Source organism: Kluyvera sp. CRP, assembly GCF_019930565.1.
GTDB classification, from domain to species: domain Bacteria; phylum Pseudomonadota; class Gammaproteobacteria; order Enterobacterales; family Enterobacteriaceae; genus Kluyvera; species Kluyvera georgiana_A.
In genome coordinates, this window is the sequence record NZ_CP082841.1 from 2,409,519 (window position 1) to 2,424,682 (window position 15,164).

The 15,164-nt window shown below is 56.8% G+C and carries 14 protein-coding genes; 10 read left to right on the plus strand and 4 right to left on the minus strand.

Annotation, left to right across the window (positions count from 1 at the left end; all coding sequences use genetic code 11):
* Nucleotides 1-104: 104 nt before the first annotated feature.
* The 4 genes from hupB to K7B04_RS11310 all read left to right on the plus strand — a co-directional run bounded on the left by hupB (nt 105) and on the right by K7B04_RS11310 (nt 3,500).
* Nucleotides 105-377, plus strand: coding sequence for a nucleoid-associated protein HU-beta (gene hupB, locus K7B04_RS11295; protein WP_002444653.1), 273 nt, complete (start codon nt 105-107; stop codon nt 375-377).
* A gap of 213 nt (nt 378-590) precedes the next feature.
* On the plus strand, nt 591-2,465 hold the full coding sequence (gene ppiD, locus K7B04_RS11300; protein ID WP_163445930.1) for a peptidylprolyl isomerase: 1,875 nt from the start codon (nt 591-593) through the stop codon (nt 2,463-2,465).
* 148 nt (nt 2,466-2,613) lie between these two features.
* Nucleotides 2,614-2,991 (plus strand): helix-hairpin-helix domain-containing protein, encoded by a 378-nt coding sequence (locus tag K7B04_RS11305; RefSeq protein ID WP_223804040.1) that lies wholly within the window; start codon nt 2,614-2,616, stop codon nt 2,989-2,991.
* Nucleotides 2,992-3,101: 110 nt separating this feature from the next.
* Nucleotides 3,102-3,500: a YbgC/FadM family acyl-CoA thioesterase gene (locus K7B04_RS11310; RefSeq protein ID WP_163445932.1), complete on the plus strand. Its 399-nt coding sequence runs from the start codon at nt 3,102-3,104 to the stop codon at nt 3,498-3,500.
* Between the two features lie 134 nt (nt 3,501-3,634).
* On the opposite strand, the gene queC is transcribed toward K7B04_RS11310, so the two are convergent.
* Together queC and K7B04_RS11320 are read right to left on the minus strand one after the other, a co-directional pair.
* Complete coding sequence (gene queC, locus K7B04_RS11315; RefSeq protein ID WP_223804041.1) at nt 3,635-4,330, minus strand: 7-cyano-7-deazaguanine synthase QueC; 696 nt, start codon at nt 4,328-4,330, stop codon at nt 3,635-3,637.
* A 67-nt stretch (nt 4,331-4,397) separates the two neighbouring features.
* A complete protein-coding gene (locus K7B04_RS11320; protein WP_223804042.1) occupies nt 4,398-6,098 on the minus strand; it encodes an SgrR family transcriptional regulator in 1,701 nt (566 codons plus the stop codon).
* 99 nt (nt 6,099-6,197) lie between these two features.
* Between K7B04_RS11320 and cof the strand changes: the two genes are divergently transcribed.
* The gene (gene cof / locus K7B04_RS11325; RefSeq protein ID WP_223804043.1) at nt 6,198-7,016 is read left to right on the plus strand and encodes an HMP-PP phosphatase; all 819 of its coding nucleotides are present in this window, start codon (nt 6,198-6,200) and stop codon (nt 7,014-7,016) included.
* 45 nt (nt 7,017-7,061) lie between these two features.
* Here the strand turns inward: cof and K7B04_RS11330 are convergent, their stop codons facing one another.
* The gene (locus K7B04_RS11330) at nt 7,062-8,114 is read right to left on the minus strand and encodes a PLP-dependent cysteine synthase family protein (protein ID WP_223804152.1); all 1,053 of its coding nucleotides are present in this window, start codon (nt 8,112-8,114) and stop codon (nt 7,062-7,064) included.
* A gap of 112 nt (nt 8,115-8,226) precedes the next feature.
* Here K7B04_RS11330 and K7B04_RS11335 point away from each other — a divergent pair, with 112 nt between their 5' ends.
* The 5 genes from K7B04_RS11335 to amtB all read left to right on the plus strand — a co-directional run bounded on the left by K7B04_RS11335 (nt 8,227) and on the right by amtB (nt 14,122).
* The gene (locus K7B04_RS11335) at nt 8,227-8,685 is read left to right on the plus strand and encodes an Lrp/AsnC family transcriptional regulator (RefSeq protein ID WP_065356870.1); all 459 of its coding nucleotides are present in this window, start codon (nt 8,227-8,229) and stop codon (nt 8,683-8,685) included.
* Between the two features lie 23 nt (nt 8,686-8,708).
* On the plus strand, nt 8,709-10,484 hold the full coding sequence (locus K7B04_RS11340; RefSeq protein ID WP_163445936.1) for a SmdA family multidrug ABC transporter permease/ATP-binding protein: 1,776 nt from the start codon (nt 8,709-8,711) through the stop codon (nt 10,482-10,484).
* The gene (locus K7B04_RS11345; protein WP_163445937.1) at nt 10,477-12,255 is read left to right on the plus strand and encodes a SmdB family multidrug efflux ABC transporter permease/ATP-binding protein; all 1,779 of its coding nucleotides are present in this window, start codon (nt 10,477-10,479) and stop codon (nt 12,253-12,255) included. Before K7B04_RS11340 ends, K7B04_RS11345 begins: the two co-directional genes overlap by 8 nt.
* A 208-nt stretch (nt 12,256-12,463) precedes the next feature.
* Nucleotides 12,464-12,802, plus strand: coding sequence for a P-II family nitrogen regulator (gene glnK / locus K7B04_RS11350; RefSeq protein WP_004858743.1), 339 nt, complete (start codon nt 12,464-12,466; stop codon nt 12,800-12,802).
* A 33-nt stretch (nt 12,803-12,835) separates the two neighbouring features.
* Entirely contained in the window at nt 12,836-14,122 is a 1,287-nt protein-coding gene (gene amtB, locus K7B04_RS11355; protein ID WP_064548126.1) for an ammonium transporter AmtB, read from the plus strand.
* A 139-nt stretch (nt 14,123-14,261) separates the two neighbouring features.
* On the opposite strand, the gene tesB is transcribed toward amtB, so the two are convergent.
* Nucleotides 14,262-15,122 carry an acyl-CoA thioesterase II gene (gene tesB / locus K7B04_RS11360; protein ID WP_065356867.1) on the minus strand — a complete coding sequence of 287 codons (861 nt, stop codon included), beginning with the start codon at nt 15,120-15,122 and terminating at the stop codon, nt 14,262-14,264.
* Nucleotides 15,123-15,164 lie beyond the last annotated feature (42 nt).

A 15,164-nucleotide genomic window follows, 5' to 3' on the forward strand; every position in this document is an offset into this window, starting at 1 on the left:
GACAACGGGTGTTGTAAGGGCATGGGAGTCCTGATATAACTGCTCCGCGATCGCACCCTGAAGGATTCAGGTGCGATATAAATAATAAAGAGAGGAAGAGAACAGTGAACAAATCTCAACTGATTGACAAAATTGCTGCTGGCGCGGATATCTCCAAAGCTGCAGCTGGACGTGCGTTAGATGCTTTAATTGCTTCTGTTACTGAATCTCTGCAAGCTGGGGATGACGTTGCGCTGGTAGGTTTTGGTACCTTTGCTGTTAAAGAGCGTGCTGCCCGTACTGGCCGCAACCCTCAGACCGGTAAAGAGATCACTATCGCTGCCGCGAAAGTACCAGGCTTCCGTGCAGGTAAAGCACTGAAAGACGCGGTAAACTGATCGCTTTCCCGCTAAGGGAATGTGGCAAAGTACAAGGGCGCATCATCTGATGTGCCTTTTTTTATGGCTTATTGCGTACTTTTAAGCGTTTATATGCGGTCTGTGCTGACAACCGCCCCGGTTTCTTGTCAAAATACGCCCTCACGCGCAGCGGCCACACGTGGTATGCTGCACGAGGTATAAAAGTCACCTACAGCGGAGTGTTGTTACACCATGATGGACAATTTACGCACGGCAGCTAACAGTGTCGTGATCAAAGTCATTTTCGGTCTCATTATCGTGTCGTTCATTTTGACCGGCGTGAGTGGTTACCTGATTGGCGGTAACAATAATTTTGCCGCGAAAGTGAATGGCCAGGAAATCGGCCGCGGCCAGTTTGAAAATGCCGTTGCCAGCGAACGTAACCGTATGCAGCAACAGCTGGGCGATCAGTTCTCCGAGCTGGCGGCCAACGAAAACTACATCAAAACAATGCGTCAGCAGGTACTGAACCGCCTGATTGACGAAGCGCTGCTGGACCAGTATGCGAAAGACTTAGGTCTTGGCATCAGCGATGAGCAGGTGCGTAAAGCGATTTTTGCTACCCCGGCGTTCCAGAACGACGGCAAATTTGATAACACCCGCTATACCTCGCTGGTGAATCAGATGGGCATGACGCCTGACCAGTATGCTCAGGCGCTGCGTAACCAGTTAACCACTCAGCAGCTGATTAACGCCGTTGCAGGCACTGACTTCATGCTGCCGGGCGAAACCGACCAGCTGGCGGCGCTGGTATCCCAGCAGCGTCTGGTGCGCGAAGCGACCATCGACGTCAACGCACTGGCGGCAAAACAGCAGGTGAGCGATCAGGAAATTTCCAGCTACTACGAACAAAACAAAGGTCAGTTCGTGGCGCCGGAACAGTTCCGCGTTAGCTACATCAAGCTGGATGCAGCGGCAATGAGCCAGGACGTCTCTGACGACGATATCCAGTCTTACTACGACCAGCATCAGGATCAGTTCACTCAGCCGCAGCGTGACCGCTACAGCGTGATTCAGACTAAAACTGAAGCGGAAGCGAAAGCCGTGCTGGACGAGCTGAACAAAGGCGCTGACTTCGCTGAACTGGCGAAAACCAAGTCTGCCGATATTATCTCTGCACGTAACGGCGGTGATATGGGCTGGCTGGAAGCCTCGACGACCCCTGACGAACTGAAAAATGCCGGGCTGAAAGAGAAAGGCCAGCTGTCTGGGGTGATTAAATCTTCTGTTGGCTTCCTGGTCGCACGTCTGGATGACGTTCAGCCTGCGGTGGTAAAACCGCTGGCGGACGTACGTAAGGACATTGCCGACAAAGTGAAGCAGGAAAAAGCGCTCGACGCATTCTATGCCCTGCAGCAGAAAGTGAGCGACGCGGCGAGCAATGATAACGACTCCCTGGCAGGCGCAGAGCAGGCGGCAGGTGTTAAAGCCGTCGAAACCGGCTGGTTTGACCGTAATAACCTGCCCGCTGAGCTGAACTTCAAACCGGTATCTGACGCTATCTTTAACGGCGGTCTGGTTGGCGAGAACGGCATGCCGGGCAGCAACTCCGATATTATTACCGTCGATGGCGATCGCGCCTTCGTACTGCGCGTGAGCGAGCACAAAGCCGAAGCGGTGAAACCGCTGGCCGACGTGAAAGCGCAGGTGACCGATATCGTTAAGCACAACAAAGCTGAACAGCAAGCGAAACTGGACGCTGAGAAGCTGCTGGTGGCGCTGAAAGACGGTAAAGGTGACGAGGCGATGAAAGCGGCGGGTCTGAGCTTTAGCGCCAGTAAAACGCTGAGCCGCGCGGGTCAGGATCCGCTGAGCCAGGCGGCCTTCTCACTGCCGCTGCCGCAGAAAGATAAACCAAGCTTCGGTATCGGCAACGATATGCAGGGTAACGTGGTTCTGCTGGCGCTGGACGAAGTGAAAGCAGGCGAAATGCCGGAAGCGCAGAAAAAAGCGATGGTGCAGGGAATTACCCAGAACAATGCCCAGATCGCTTTCGAAGCGATGATGAACAACCTGCGTAAATCCGCGAAGATTAAGCTCGGCGATATCATCGACCAGCAGCAATAATCGGAACTCGCCTCGCATAAATTTGTAATGCGATGAACATACCAAAGGCCGCTTTCGCGGCCTTTTCCACATTTAAAATCCGCCTTTTGCACGGTCTTCCGCCGCTCGTTATGGTGCTCTGGTCATTAACCAATAAGGAGATATCAATATGAAACGTGGAATCAAACTGTGTGTTATCGCCGCCGTTATGGCCTGTGCCGGAGTCAGTTCCAGCACGCAGGCCGCCCAGCCCGCGGCGGCAAAAACGCCAGCAGCGCAGAGCAGCGTGAGCGCCGCGCCGGATGCACAGGCGAAGGCCGTGCCGGGGAACAAGAACGCTGAGGATGAAGGTACCAGGGTGAGCATCAATACGGCGTCAGCCGAAGCGCTGGCCCAGGCGATGGATGGCGTCGGCTTGAAGAAGGCGCAGGCCATCGTCAGCTATCGCGAGGAGTATGGCCCCTTCAAAACGCTGGACGATCTTAAACAAGTACCGGGAATGGGCAGCTCGCTGGTTGAGAGGAATCTGGCGCACCTCACGCTTTAATTTGCTTTGACGGTTTGCACTCGGCTGAAAATTTGCCAGACTAAAGAGGTCATACCAGTGGTGTGACCTCTGACTCTATTCATAATTTAAAATAACAAGGCTATGGCGCTATGCAGACACAAATCAAAGTTCGCGGTTATCACCTGGACGTGTACCAGCACGTTAACAACGCCCGCTATCTGGAGTTTCTGGAAGAGGCCCGCTGGGACGGGCTGGAAAATAGCGCGGGGTTCCAGTGGATGAGCGCGCACCACATTGCCTTTGTGGTGGTGAATATCAACATCAACTACCGCCGCCCGGCGGTGCTGGGCGACGTGCTGACGGTGACCAGCAAAGTGGAGCAGCTAAACGGCAAAAGCGGCGTACTCAGCCAGGTGGTGACGCTAAATCCGGAAGGCCAGGTGGTGGCCGATGCGCTGATCACCTTTGTGTGTATCGATCTGAAAACCCAGAAGGCGCTGCCGTTGGAAGGCGAGTTGCGGCAGCATCTGGAAGCAATGGTTGAGTAATGTGTTGAGACTGAAGGTAGCGTAATTCGTAGGCCTGATGAGCTAAGCGCCATCAGGCTGCGCAGCGCAGTTGCCGGATGGCGGCGTTGCCTTATCCGGCCTGGCATCCTGTTTTATCGATAATGTCTCAAGACTTATTTCAGTCCGGTTTTTTGTTTCATCGCGGCCATCACGCCCGGCTTATCCGCCAGATAATGATTTAACCCGTTGGCGCGAAGATGACAGGCCGCGCAGTGGCCGCAGCCATCGCCCTTAATGCCGTTGTAGCAGGTCAGCGTCTCGCTGCGCACCAGATCTAGCTTGCCCCAGTAGTCCGCCAGCGCCCAGGTCTGCGCTTTGTCCAGCCACATCAGCGGCGTTTCAAAACGAATATCTTTCGCCATCCCTAAGCTCACCGCATGGTTCAGGGCCTTCACGAATTCGTCGCGGCAATCCGGATAGCCGGAGAAGTCGGTCTCGCACACGCCGGTAATGACCGCTTCTGCATGCACCTGATAAGCGTAAATCGCCGTTAGCGTCAGGAACAGAATATTGCGCCCCGGCACGAAGGTGTTGGGAATGCCATCGGCACTGGGCTCATAGTCCGGTACCGGAATACTGTCGCGGGTCAGGCTGCTGACCGCCAGTTCGTTCAACAGAGTGACGTCCAGCACCTTGTGCGCGCGGGCGCCTAGCTTTAAAGCCAGTTCGCGGGCGACGTCAATTTCGGCGCGGTGGCGCTGACCATAATCAAACGTGACGCAGTGCACTTCATCATATTGATGCAGCGCCTGCACCAGGCATGTAGTGGAGTCTTGTCCACCGCTAAAGACGACAACGGCACGTTTCATGGTTTTTCCTGTCTGTGAATCTGAAAGCCGCTATGGTAACGCCTGTGCGGCGCGGCGACCAGCTTCTTCACCGCACGGTGGGCGGCAGCCAGGCCGCGCTAAAATCGAACCAGCCGCGGGCGTTAAGGCGAATGCCGTTAACCCCCGGCGGCGCGCTAACCTGGTACTGATAGTTAAACAGCGGCGTCAGGATGGCGTCACTCATTAAGCGCGTAAAAATACGCTTCAGCGCGGCAATTCGCAGGCCATCATCCGGCAACGCCTGCGCTTCATCCAGCGCCGACTGCACGCGGGCAGCCTGTGAATCGGTAAACAGCGCCGGCCACAGCGCGTCGCAGCGTAGCCATTGTTCCAGCGCATATTCCGGCATCTCGCCGATGAGCCTGTCGCCCATAAACAGGTCGGCCTGGGGGAGGTGGGGGCAACCGGTCCAGTTTTTGGCATCGTAGAACAGCACCGTTAATTCGCAGCCTTGCCGTGCGAGTGCGATTTTCAACTCCTCTGCCATCGTATGCAGTTCGACCGGCAGGTGATAAAGCAGAGTGAGACGGGAAGGCAGGGCGACGTCATCGTCTTCCGGCACCAACGGGATATCCCAGCCAGGCAGCATCTCTTCGCTTGGTGTTATCAGGTTTTCGCCTAGCGGCAGGCTTTGCAGCAGGCCGGAGCGGTGAATCAGCGCAATGACCCGCTGCGCCTGCGCCATGCTCAGTCGTGGGCTCTGACGCAACGCCAGATAGCAAAAACCGAGGCTAATACTGTGGCTGACTAACCGTAACTCAGCCAACTCTTCCGGCTTGCCGATGGCTATCTGCACCGGATGCTGGCAGCTGGTGCCGAGTCCTTGCTCGAACAACTGTGGCGTGATCCAGTACTCGATCGCCTGGAGCAGCGGATGGCTTTGATGATAGCGATGGTGACTCTCAATACGCACCAGCTCAGGCTCGAAGATCTTCAGCATAAAGGGGCCGGTCCCTTGCACCGGGTCGTCCGGATGCGCCAGCACGCTGCAGTAGCTGGCCAGCCGGTGCGGTAGCCAATAGTCCGGGCGATGCAGGATAAAGCTCAAACACTGAGGGTGGGTTTGGGTAATTTCTTTCACGCTGGCGAACAGCTTTGCCAGCTCCGGTAGTTCGAAGAGCATCAGCAGACGGCGGCGTAGCTGTTCCGTCTCGACGGCGTCACCGTTGTGCCAGTGCAGCGTCGAGCGAATGTAAAACTGCCAGTGCAGCCCGTCCGGAGAAACCGACCAGTGGTGAGCCAAATCCCCCTGCGGCTGAGAGGCCTCATGGTTGAAGCGGGTCAAGCCTGAATAGATCTGTCCGGCCAGATGTTGCTCTGCACGCCCGGAGAGGAAGCCGGGATGCAGTGGTTCCAGCGGGCGATAGTAGGGAATACGCAGCGTCGGCGTGTTGTTTTGCCACTGACCGCCGAGAAACGGATGCAGTAGCGCCCGCAGCTCAACCGGGGCAATTTGCGCAAGTTCCAGCGCATTGTGCTGTTCCCCACGGTTGAGTGCGGTCTCCATCATCTCATTACGCAGCGCCTCCGGTGTGGTGTGAAAACGTAGCTGACCACGCTTACCGCGCCCGGACTGCGCCTGCCAGCTGAGCCACCCGGCCTCCTGCGCCTGACGCAGCAGCGTGCGCACATGGCGCTCGCTGCAAAAACAGCGGGCGGCCAGCTCGGCAATGGTCACCTGCTGATCGTCACCCTGCGACGGCAGCCACAGACGCTGGAACTGATTTAAACGATTTAACAGTCGCATATAAACCCGGAACAATAAAAATGAAGTATTCAGTATTACTTCCGTATATCCCAGCAGATACTGACTGACAAGAGAGAGCGATCACAGGCGGGAAAAATCATGGCAAGACTGGCGGCGTTTGATATGGATGGCACACTGTTGATGCCAGACCATCGTTTAGGCGAGAGAACCGTTGCGGTACTGAAACGGCTGCGCGAACGGCAAATTACGCTGACTTTTGCTACCGGACGTCATGTGCTGGAGATGCGTCCGCTGGTCGACACGCTTTCGCTGAACGCATATTTAATTACCGGTAACGGGACGCGCATTCATACCCAACAGGGCGAAGTGCTGTACCGCAGCGACCTTGCTGCAGACGTCGCCGAGCAGGTGCTGCATTCCTACTGGGATACCAAAGCCAGCATGCACGTTTTTAACGATAACGGCTGGTTTACCGGGCGCGAGATCCCGGAATTACTCAAGGCGCATGTGTATAGCGGTTTCTCCTACCAGCTGCGCGATCTGCGGCGGATCCCGGCGCATCAGGTGACCAAAATTTGTTTCTGTGGCGATCACGACGATCTCTGCCGCCTGCGTATTCAACTCACAGAAGCACTGCATGATCGCGCCGATATCTGTTTCTCAGCGATAGACTGTCTGGAAGTGCTGCCGCGTGGCAGCAATAAAGGCGCGGCGCTGAAGGTGCTGAGCGACCATCTTGGCGTCGGCATGGAAGAGTGCATGGCCTTTGGCGATGCCATGAACGACCGTGAAATGCTGGGGCTGGTGGGCCGGGGCGTGATCATGGGCAACGCAATGGGGCAGCTTAAAGCGGCGCTGCCTCATCTGCCGGTTATCGGAAACTGCAACAACCAGGCGGTTTCCCACTATTTAACGCATTGGCTGGATACACCAAATCTACCTTATTCCCCCGAATAGAGAGACTTACCAGCAAGCCCGGCATCTGATGATGTCGGGCTTTTTTTATTGGGCGATCAGCCGCTCGATTTCACGACGCCACGGCGCGATATCGCCGATATTAGTCGCCACCCATTCGGCGTTGTAATAGGTATCGAGATAGCGCTCGCCGCTGTCGCACAGCAGTGTGACGATCGAACCGCGTTTCCCTTCGGCGCGCATTTGCGCAGCCAGCTGCAGCGCGCCCCACATATTGGTGCCAGTGGAAGCGCCCACTTTGCGGCCCAACTGGGTTTCCAGCCACTGCGCGGTGGCGACGCTGGCGGCGTCCGGCACGCGCAGCATGTCATCGACGACGTCCGGGATAAACGACGGTTCGACGCGCGGGCGGCCAATACCCTCGATTTTACTGCCGACGCTGCCGCGTAGGCTGACGTCGCGGTGCTGCCAGTAGTCGAGGAAGACTGAATTTTCTGGATCGACGACCAGCAGTCGCGTGTCGTAACCCTGGCAGCGAATGTAGCGACCAATGGTGGCGGAGGTGCCACCGGTGCCCGCGCTCATCACCACCCATGACGGCACCGGATTCGGTTCGTGAGACATCTGGCGGAAAATGCTGTCGGCAATATTATTGTTGCCGCGCCAGTCGGTGGCGCGTTCAGCGTAGGTGAATTGATCCATATAATGGCCGTTCAGCTCGCGGGCCAGTTTTTCCGATGCGGCGTAGATTTCACAGGCACTCTCCACGAAATGGCAGCGGCCGCCGTAGAATTCAATTTGTTCGATTTTGCGTTTCGCCGTACAGGCAGGCATGACCGCAATAAACGGCAGCCCCAGCAGGCGGGCAAAATAGGCTTCGGACACCGCAGTGGAACCGGAAGAGGATTCAATAATCGTCGTGCCTTCCTGAATCCAGCCGTTGCACAGCCCATAGAGGAACAGCGAACGCGCCAGGCGGTGCTTCAGGCTGCCGGTGGGATGGGTACTTTCATCTTTCAGATACAGCTGAATACCGGGGAAAGCGGGCAGCGACAAACGAATCAGATGCGTATCGGCGCTGCGTTGATAATCGGCGTTAATTTCGCTAATGGCATTTTTGACCCAGGTGCTATTCATCATCATTTTCCGTTTGTCATTTTGTGCCCAGCTTAGCGAAAACGGCAGAAAAAATTGTTGCCATCTGACCTTTAAAATACAATTAAGAGAGAAAATTTTTCTCTCGGTGAAGGTAATGTTAGATAAAATTGACCGTAAGCTGCTCTCCTTGCTGCAGAATGACTGCACGCTCTCTTTGCAGGCGTTAGCGGATGCCGTTAATCTGACCACCACGCCATGCTGGAAACGGCTTAAACGGCTGGAAGATGACGGCGTGCTGCTCGGGCGTGTGGCGCTGCTGGATCCGGAAAAACTCGGTTTAGGGTTGACGGCGTTCGTCCTGATTAAAACCCAGCATCACAGCAGCGACTGGTACAGCCTGTTTGTCAGCGAAGTGACGCAAATGCCTGAGGTGCTCGGCTTCTGGCGTATGGCCGGGGAGTATGATTACCTGATGCGCGTGCAGGTTGCTGACATGAAACGCTACGATGATTTTTACAAAAGCCTGGTGAATCGCGTCCCCGGACTGTCGGACGTCACCTCAAGCTTTGCGATGGAACAGATTAAATACACCACAGCACTTCCCATCGAATAACTCTATCTCTGGAATTTTACTGCGTGCGATTATTTGCTCAACTTAGCTGGTACTTTCGTCGGGAATGGCGTCGCTATCTCGGCGCCGTGGCCCTGCTAATTATCATTGCCATTCTCCAACTGATTCCGCCAAAAGTCGTGGGGATCGTGGTTGATGGCGTGACGCAACACCACTTCACCGCCGGTAAGCTGATGATGTGGATTGGCACTATGGTTCTGATTGCCGTGGTGGTCTATCTGCTGCGCTACGTCTGGCGCGTGCTGCTGTTTGGGGCATCCTACCAGTTGGCCGTCGAACTGCGTGAAGATTTCTATCGTCAGCTCAGCCGCCAGCATCCGGAATTCTATCTGCGCCACCGTACCGGCGACCTGATGGCGCGGGCCACCAACGATGTTGACCGCGTGGTCTTCGCCGCCGGGGAAGGCGTGCTGACGCTGGTGGACTCGCTGGTGATGGGCTGCGCGGTGCTGATCGTGATGTCCACCCAGCTCAGCTGGCAGCTGACATTATTAGCGCTGGTGCCGATGCCGATTATGGCGCTGGTTATCCATCGTTACGGCGATCTGCTGCACGAGCGCTTCAAAGTGGCGCAGGCGGCGTTCTCCAGCCTTAACGATCGCACCCAGGAAAGCCTGACCAGCATTCGCATGATCAAAGCCTTCGGCCTTGAAGACCGGCAGTCTGCGCAGTTTGCCGCCGACGCGGCGGACACCGGGGTGAAAAACATGCGCGTCGCGCGTATCGACGCGCGCTTTGACCCGACGATTTATATTGCTATCGGCATGGCGAACCTGCTGGCGATTGCCGGCGGTAGCTGGATGGTGATGCAGGGCGATCTGACGCTCGGCCAGTTGACCAGTTTTATGATGTACCTTGGGCTGATGATTTGGCCGATGCTGGCGCTGGCGTGGATGTTCAACATTGTCGAGCGCGGCAGCGCAGCCTATAGCCGCATTCGCACTTTGCTGGCGGAAGCGCCGGTGGTGAACGATGGCGTCCAGCCGGTGCCGGAAGGGCGCGGTACGCTCGCGCTGGCGATACACCGCTTTAGCTACCCGCAAACCGACAAGCCGACCCTTGAGGAGGTTAACGTCACGCTGAAACCGGGGCAAATGCTGGGCATCTGCGGGCCGACCGGCTCTGGAAAATCGACTATTCTGGCGCTGATTCAGCGCCACTTCGACGTGGATGACGGTGAGATCCGTTTCCACGATATTCCTCTACGCCAGCTTCAGCTCGATGCCTGGCGCAGCCGTCTGGCGGTCGTCAGCCAGACGCCATTCCTGTTTTCCGATACGGTGGCCAGCAATATCGCATTGGGCTGCCCGAGCGCCACGCAGGAAGAAATTGAACGCGCGGCGAAGCTGGCCTGCGTGCATGAAGATATTCTGCGTCTGCCACAGGGGTACGACACCGAAGTGGGCGAGCGTGGCGTGATGCTCTCCGGCGGGCAAAAACAGCGCATTTCGATTGCTCGCGCGCTGCTGCTGGATGCTGAAATCCTGATTCTCGACGACGCGCTGTCGGCGGTTGATGGCCGTACTGAGCATCAAATATTGCATAACCTGCGTCAGTGGGGCGAAGGGCGGACAGTCATTATCAGCGCCCATCGCTTATCGGCGCTGACTGACGCCAGCGAGATCATCGTGATGCAGCATGGGCATATTGCCCAGCACGGGCAGCATGAACAGCTGGCGGCGCAGGCCGGCTGGTATCGTGATATGTACCGTTATCAACAGCTGGAAGCCGCGCTGAACGACGCGCCGGAAGAAGAGAAACCGGAGGAAGTGAATGCGTAGTTTCGGGCAACTGTGGCCAACCTTAAAACGGCTGCTGGCCTACGGCTCGCCGTGGCGTAAGCCGCTGTCGATTGCCGTGGCGATGTTGTGGGTGGCGGCTGCCGCTGAAGTGAGCGGGCCGCTGCTGATCAGCTATTTTATCGATAATATGGTGGCGAAAGACATTTTGCCGTGGGGGAAAGTGGCTGGTCTTGCGGCGGCCTATATTGGCCTGCAACTGCTGGCCGCGACGCTGCACTATAGCCAGTCGCTGCTGTTTAACCGCGCGGCGGTCGGCGTGGTGCAACAGCTGCGAACCGACGTGATGGATGCCGCGCTGCGCCAGCCGCTAAGCGAATTTGATACCCAGCCGGTTGGTCAGCTTATTTCGCGGGTAACCAACGACACCGAAGTGATTCGTGACCTTTACGTGACCGTGGTGGCGACGGTGCTGCGCAGCGCGGCGCTGATTGGCGCCATGCTGGTCGCCATGTTCAGCCTCGACTGGCGCATGGCGCTGGTGGCGATTGTCATTTTCCCGGCGGTCATGACGGTGATGGTGATTTATCAGCGTTACAGCACGCCGATTGTACGCCGCGTGCGTGCGTATCTTGCCGACATCAACGATGGCTTTAACGAAGTGATCAACGGCATGAGTGTGATCCAGCAGTTTCGCCAGCAGGTGCGCTTTGGCGAGCGTATTGGCGAGGTCAGCCGTTCACACTATCTGGCGCGTATGCAAACCCTGCGGCTTGACGGCTTCCTGCTGCGCCCGCTGCTGAGCCTGTTTTCCTCGCTGATCCTCTGTGGGCTACTGATGTTGTTCGGCTTTAGCGCGCAGGGAACGATTGAGGTGGGGGTGCTGTACGCCTTTATTAGCTACCTGGGGCGTCTGAACGAACCGTTGATTGAGCTCACCACCCAGCAGTCAATGCTGCAACAGGCGGTGGTCGCCGGGGAGCGCGTCTTTGAGCTGATGGATCGTCCGCGCCAGCAGTACGGCGAGGATATTGCGCCGTTAGCCAACGGTGACATTGATATTGATAACGTGTCGTTTGCCTACCGTAGCGACAAAATGGTGCTGCAAAATATCTCGCTGTCGATTCCGGCGCGGAGCTTTGTGGCGCTGGTCGGGCATACTGGCAGCGGCAAGAGTACGCTGGCCAGCCTGCTGATGGGCTATTATCCGCCGAACGCGGGGGAGATTCGCCTCGGCGGTCGTCCATTGTCGAGCCTGAGTCATCAGGTGCTGCGCCAGGGGATCGCCGTGGTGCAGCAGGACCCAGTGGTGCTGGCAGATTCGTTCTTTGCCAACGTCACACTGGGGCGTGATATCAGTGAGGCGCAGGTCTGGCAGGTGCTGGAAACGGTGCAACTGGCGGAGCTGGCGCGCAGCATGAGCGACGGTATCTATACCCATCTTGGCGAGCAGGGCAATAACCTTTCGGTTGGGCAGAAACAGCTGCTCGCGCTGGCTCGCGTGTTGGTTGATACCCCGCAGGTGCTGATTCTCGACGAAGCGACCGCCAATATCGACTCCGGCACCGAGCGCGCTATCCAGCAGGCGCTGGCCGCCGTGCGTCAACACACCACGCTGGTGGTGATTGCTCACCGTTTATCGACTATCGTCGAAGCGGACACCATCATGGTGCTTCATCGTGGGCAGGCGGTAGAACAGGGAACGCATCAGCAACTGCTTGAAGCAAAAGGGCGTTACTGGCAGATGTATCAACTACAGTTGGCCGGGGAAGAACTGGCCGCCAGCGCTCAGGACGATGCTTTGACCGCCTGATGCACCAGAGACAGGCATTTTTCTAACAGAATGCATTTGTGACGCGCATCATGCACTCGCATGGTGCGTTTTTCTTTTTTGTCCCACGATTTCCCGCACACCATCCCTGATTATCCCGCATGAATGCCGTTTTTTCATTTCTGGCACGCCCCTTGCTTTATCTGTTGTGTGTTCGCAGCCACTACCAAATTCTGACTGGAGGGGATCTATGAAGCTGGTTACCGTGGTAATCAAACCATTCAAACTCGAAGACGTTCGCGAAGCGCTGTCTTCTATTGGCATTCAGGGCTTAACGGTGACGGAAGTGAAAGGCTTTGGTCGCCAGAAAGGTCATGCAGAGCTTTACCGCGGTGCGGAATACAGCGTCAACTTCCTGCCGAAGGTTAAGATTGATGTGGCTATCGCCGACGATCAGCTCGATGAAGTCGTCGACGTCATCAGTAAAGCCGCTTATACCGGAAAAATTGGCGACGGTAAGATTTTTGTCGCCGAACTGCAGCGCGTAATCCGTATTCGTACCGGCGAAGCCGACGAAGCGGCGCTGTAATTCCCAGACAGCACAGTAATAGGGATCGAGATGATGAAAAAAACAATGGTAAAAACGGGGTTGAGCGCGCTGGCGCTGTTGCCGGGTCTGGCGATGGCGGCACCGGCGGCGGTGGATAAAGCGGATAACGCCTTTATGATGATTTGTACCGCGCTGGTGCTGTTTATGACCATTCCGGGCATTGCGCTGTTCTACGGCGGTCTGATTCGCGGTAAGAACGTGCTCTCGATGCTGACGCAGGTCGCGGTCACCTTCGCTCTGGTGTGCGTACTGTGGGTGGTTTACGGCTATTCCCTGGCCTTCGGCACTGGCGGCAGCTTCTTCGGTAGCTTCGACTGGATCATGTTGAAAAATATCAAAATCACCGATCTGATGGGCTCCTTCTATCAGTACATCCACGTGGCGTTCCAGGGCTCCTTCGCCTGCATCACCGTGGGGCTGATTGTCGGCGCGCTGGCGGAACGTATTCGTTTCTCTGCGGTGCTGATTTTCGTGGTGATTTGGCTGACGCTCTCCTACATCCCGATCGCCCATATGGTGTGGGGTGGTGGTCTGCTGGCAAGCCATGGCGCGCTGGACTTTGCGGGCGGCACGGTGGTGCACATTAACGCGGCGGTAGCCGGTCTGGTGGGCGCTTACCTGATTGGTAAACGCGTAGGCTTCGGTAAAGAAGCTTTCAAACCGCACAACCTGCCGATGGTGTTTATTGGCACGGCGATCCTCTATTTTGGCTGGTTCGGCTTCAACGCCGGTTCCGCCAGCGCAGCGAATGAAATTGCCGGTCTGGCCTTTGTGAACACCGTCGTCGCGACTGCCGCCGCTATCCTCGGCTGGGTCTTCGGCGAGTGGGCGCTGCGCGGCAAACCTTCGCTGTTGGGTGCCTGTTCCGGTGCAATTGCAGGGCTGGTGGGTATCACTCCGGCATGCGGTTATATTGGTGTCGGCGGTGCGCTGATTCTGGGTATTGTGGTGGGTCTGGCCGGTCTGTGGGGCGTGACTTCCCTGAAACGCTGGCTGCGTGTGGATGACCCCTGCGACGTGTTCGGTGTCCACGGGGTGTGCGGCATCATCGGCTGTATTCTGACCGGTATCTTTGCTTCAACCGCGCTGGGCGGTGTGGGGTACGCTGAAGGCGTCACCATGAGCCATCAGGTGCTGGTGCAGCTGGAAAGTATCGCCATCACTATCGTTTGGTCCGGCGTTGTGGCCTTTATCGGTTATAAAGTGGCGGATCTGACGGTGGGTCTGCGCGTGCCGGAAGAGCAGGAGCGTGAAGGTCTGGACGTCAACAGCCACGGCGAAAACGCCTACAACGCCTGATAACGCCTGTCACCCGGCCGAGCATTGCGAAGCCGGGAATCCGCCGACACTGACGTTTGCGCCTCATTCGACGGATCATGAGTTATCTCCAAAGCCAAAAAAGCCTCCCATTGGGAGGCTTTTTTGTGCGTGAAGCGCATTAGTTGCGGTTACGCATGACGCCTTCCTGCACCGTCGAGGCGACCAGCACGCCATCCTGAGTATAGAATTCGCCGCGTACAAAACCGCGCGCGCTGGAGGCCGAGGTGCTTTCCACGCTGTAGAGCAGCCATTCGTTCATGTTGAACGGACGGTGGAACCACATCGAATGGTCGATGGTCGCCACCTGCATGCCTGGCTCAAGGAAGCCAACGCCGTGCGGCTGCAGTGCCACCGGCAGGAAGTTAAAGTCCGAGGCATAGCCGAGCAGATACTGGTGGATGTGCAAATCATCCGGCACCGCGCCGTTAGCGCGCATCCACACCTGGCGGCGCGGTTCCGCGACGTGCCCCTTCAGCGGGTTGTGGAACTCAACCGGGCGAATTTCCAGCGGCTTATCGCAGAGAAACTTCTCTTTGGCCTGCGGCGGCAGCAGATGCGCCAGCGAGCGGGCGATGTCGGTTTCAGAAGGTAGACCGTCCGGCGATGGCGCGGCTGGCATGCTTTTCTGATGCTCGTAGCCCGGTTCCGGCGCCTGGAAAGAGGCGGTCATATAAAAGATCGGTTTACCGTGCTGAATGGCCGCGACGCGGCGGGCGCTAAAACTGTTGCCGTCGCGCAACACTTCGACGTCGTAAACGATCGGTTTTTGGCTGTCGCCCGGGCGCAGGAAGTAGCTGTGGAACGAGTGTACCAGTCGATCGGTCGGGACCGTTTCTTTCGCGGCATACAGCGCCTGGCCAACAACCTGCCCGCCAAAGACCTGACGGAGGCCAAGATCTTCACTCTGGCCGCGGAACAGACCTTCTTCAATTTTTTCCAGATTTAATAATGTCAGCAGATTCGATAGCGCCTGGCTCATTGATACCCTCTATATTTTTACTGTCACAGCGTCAGGTGAATG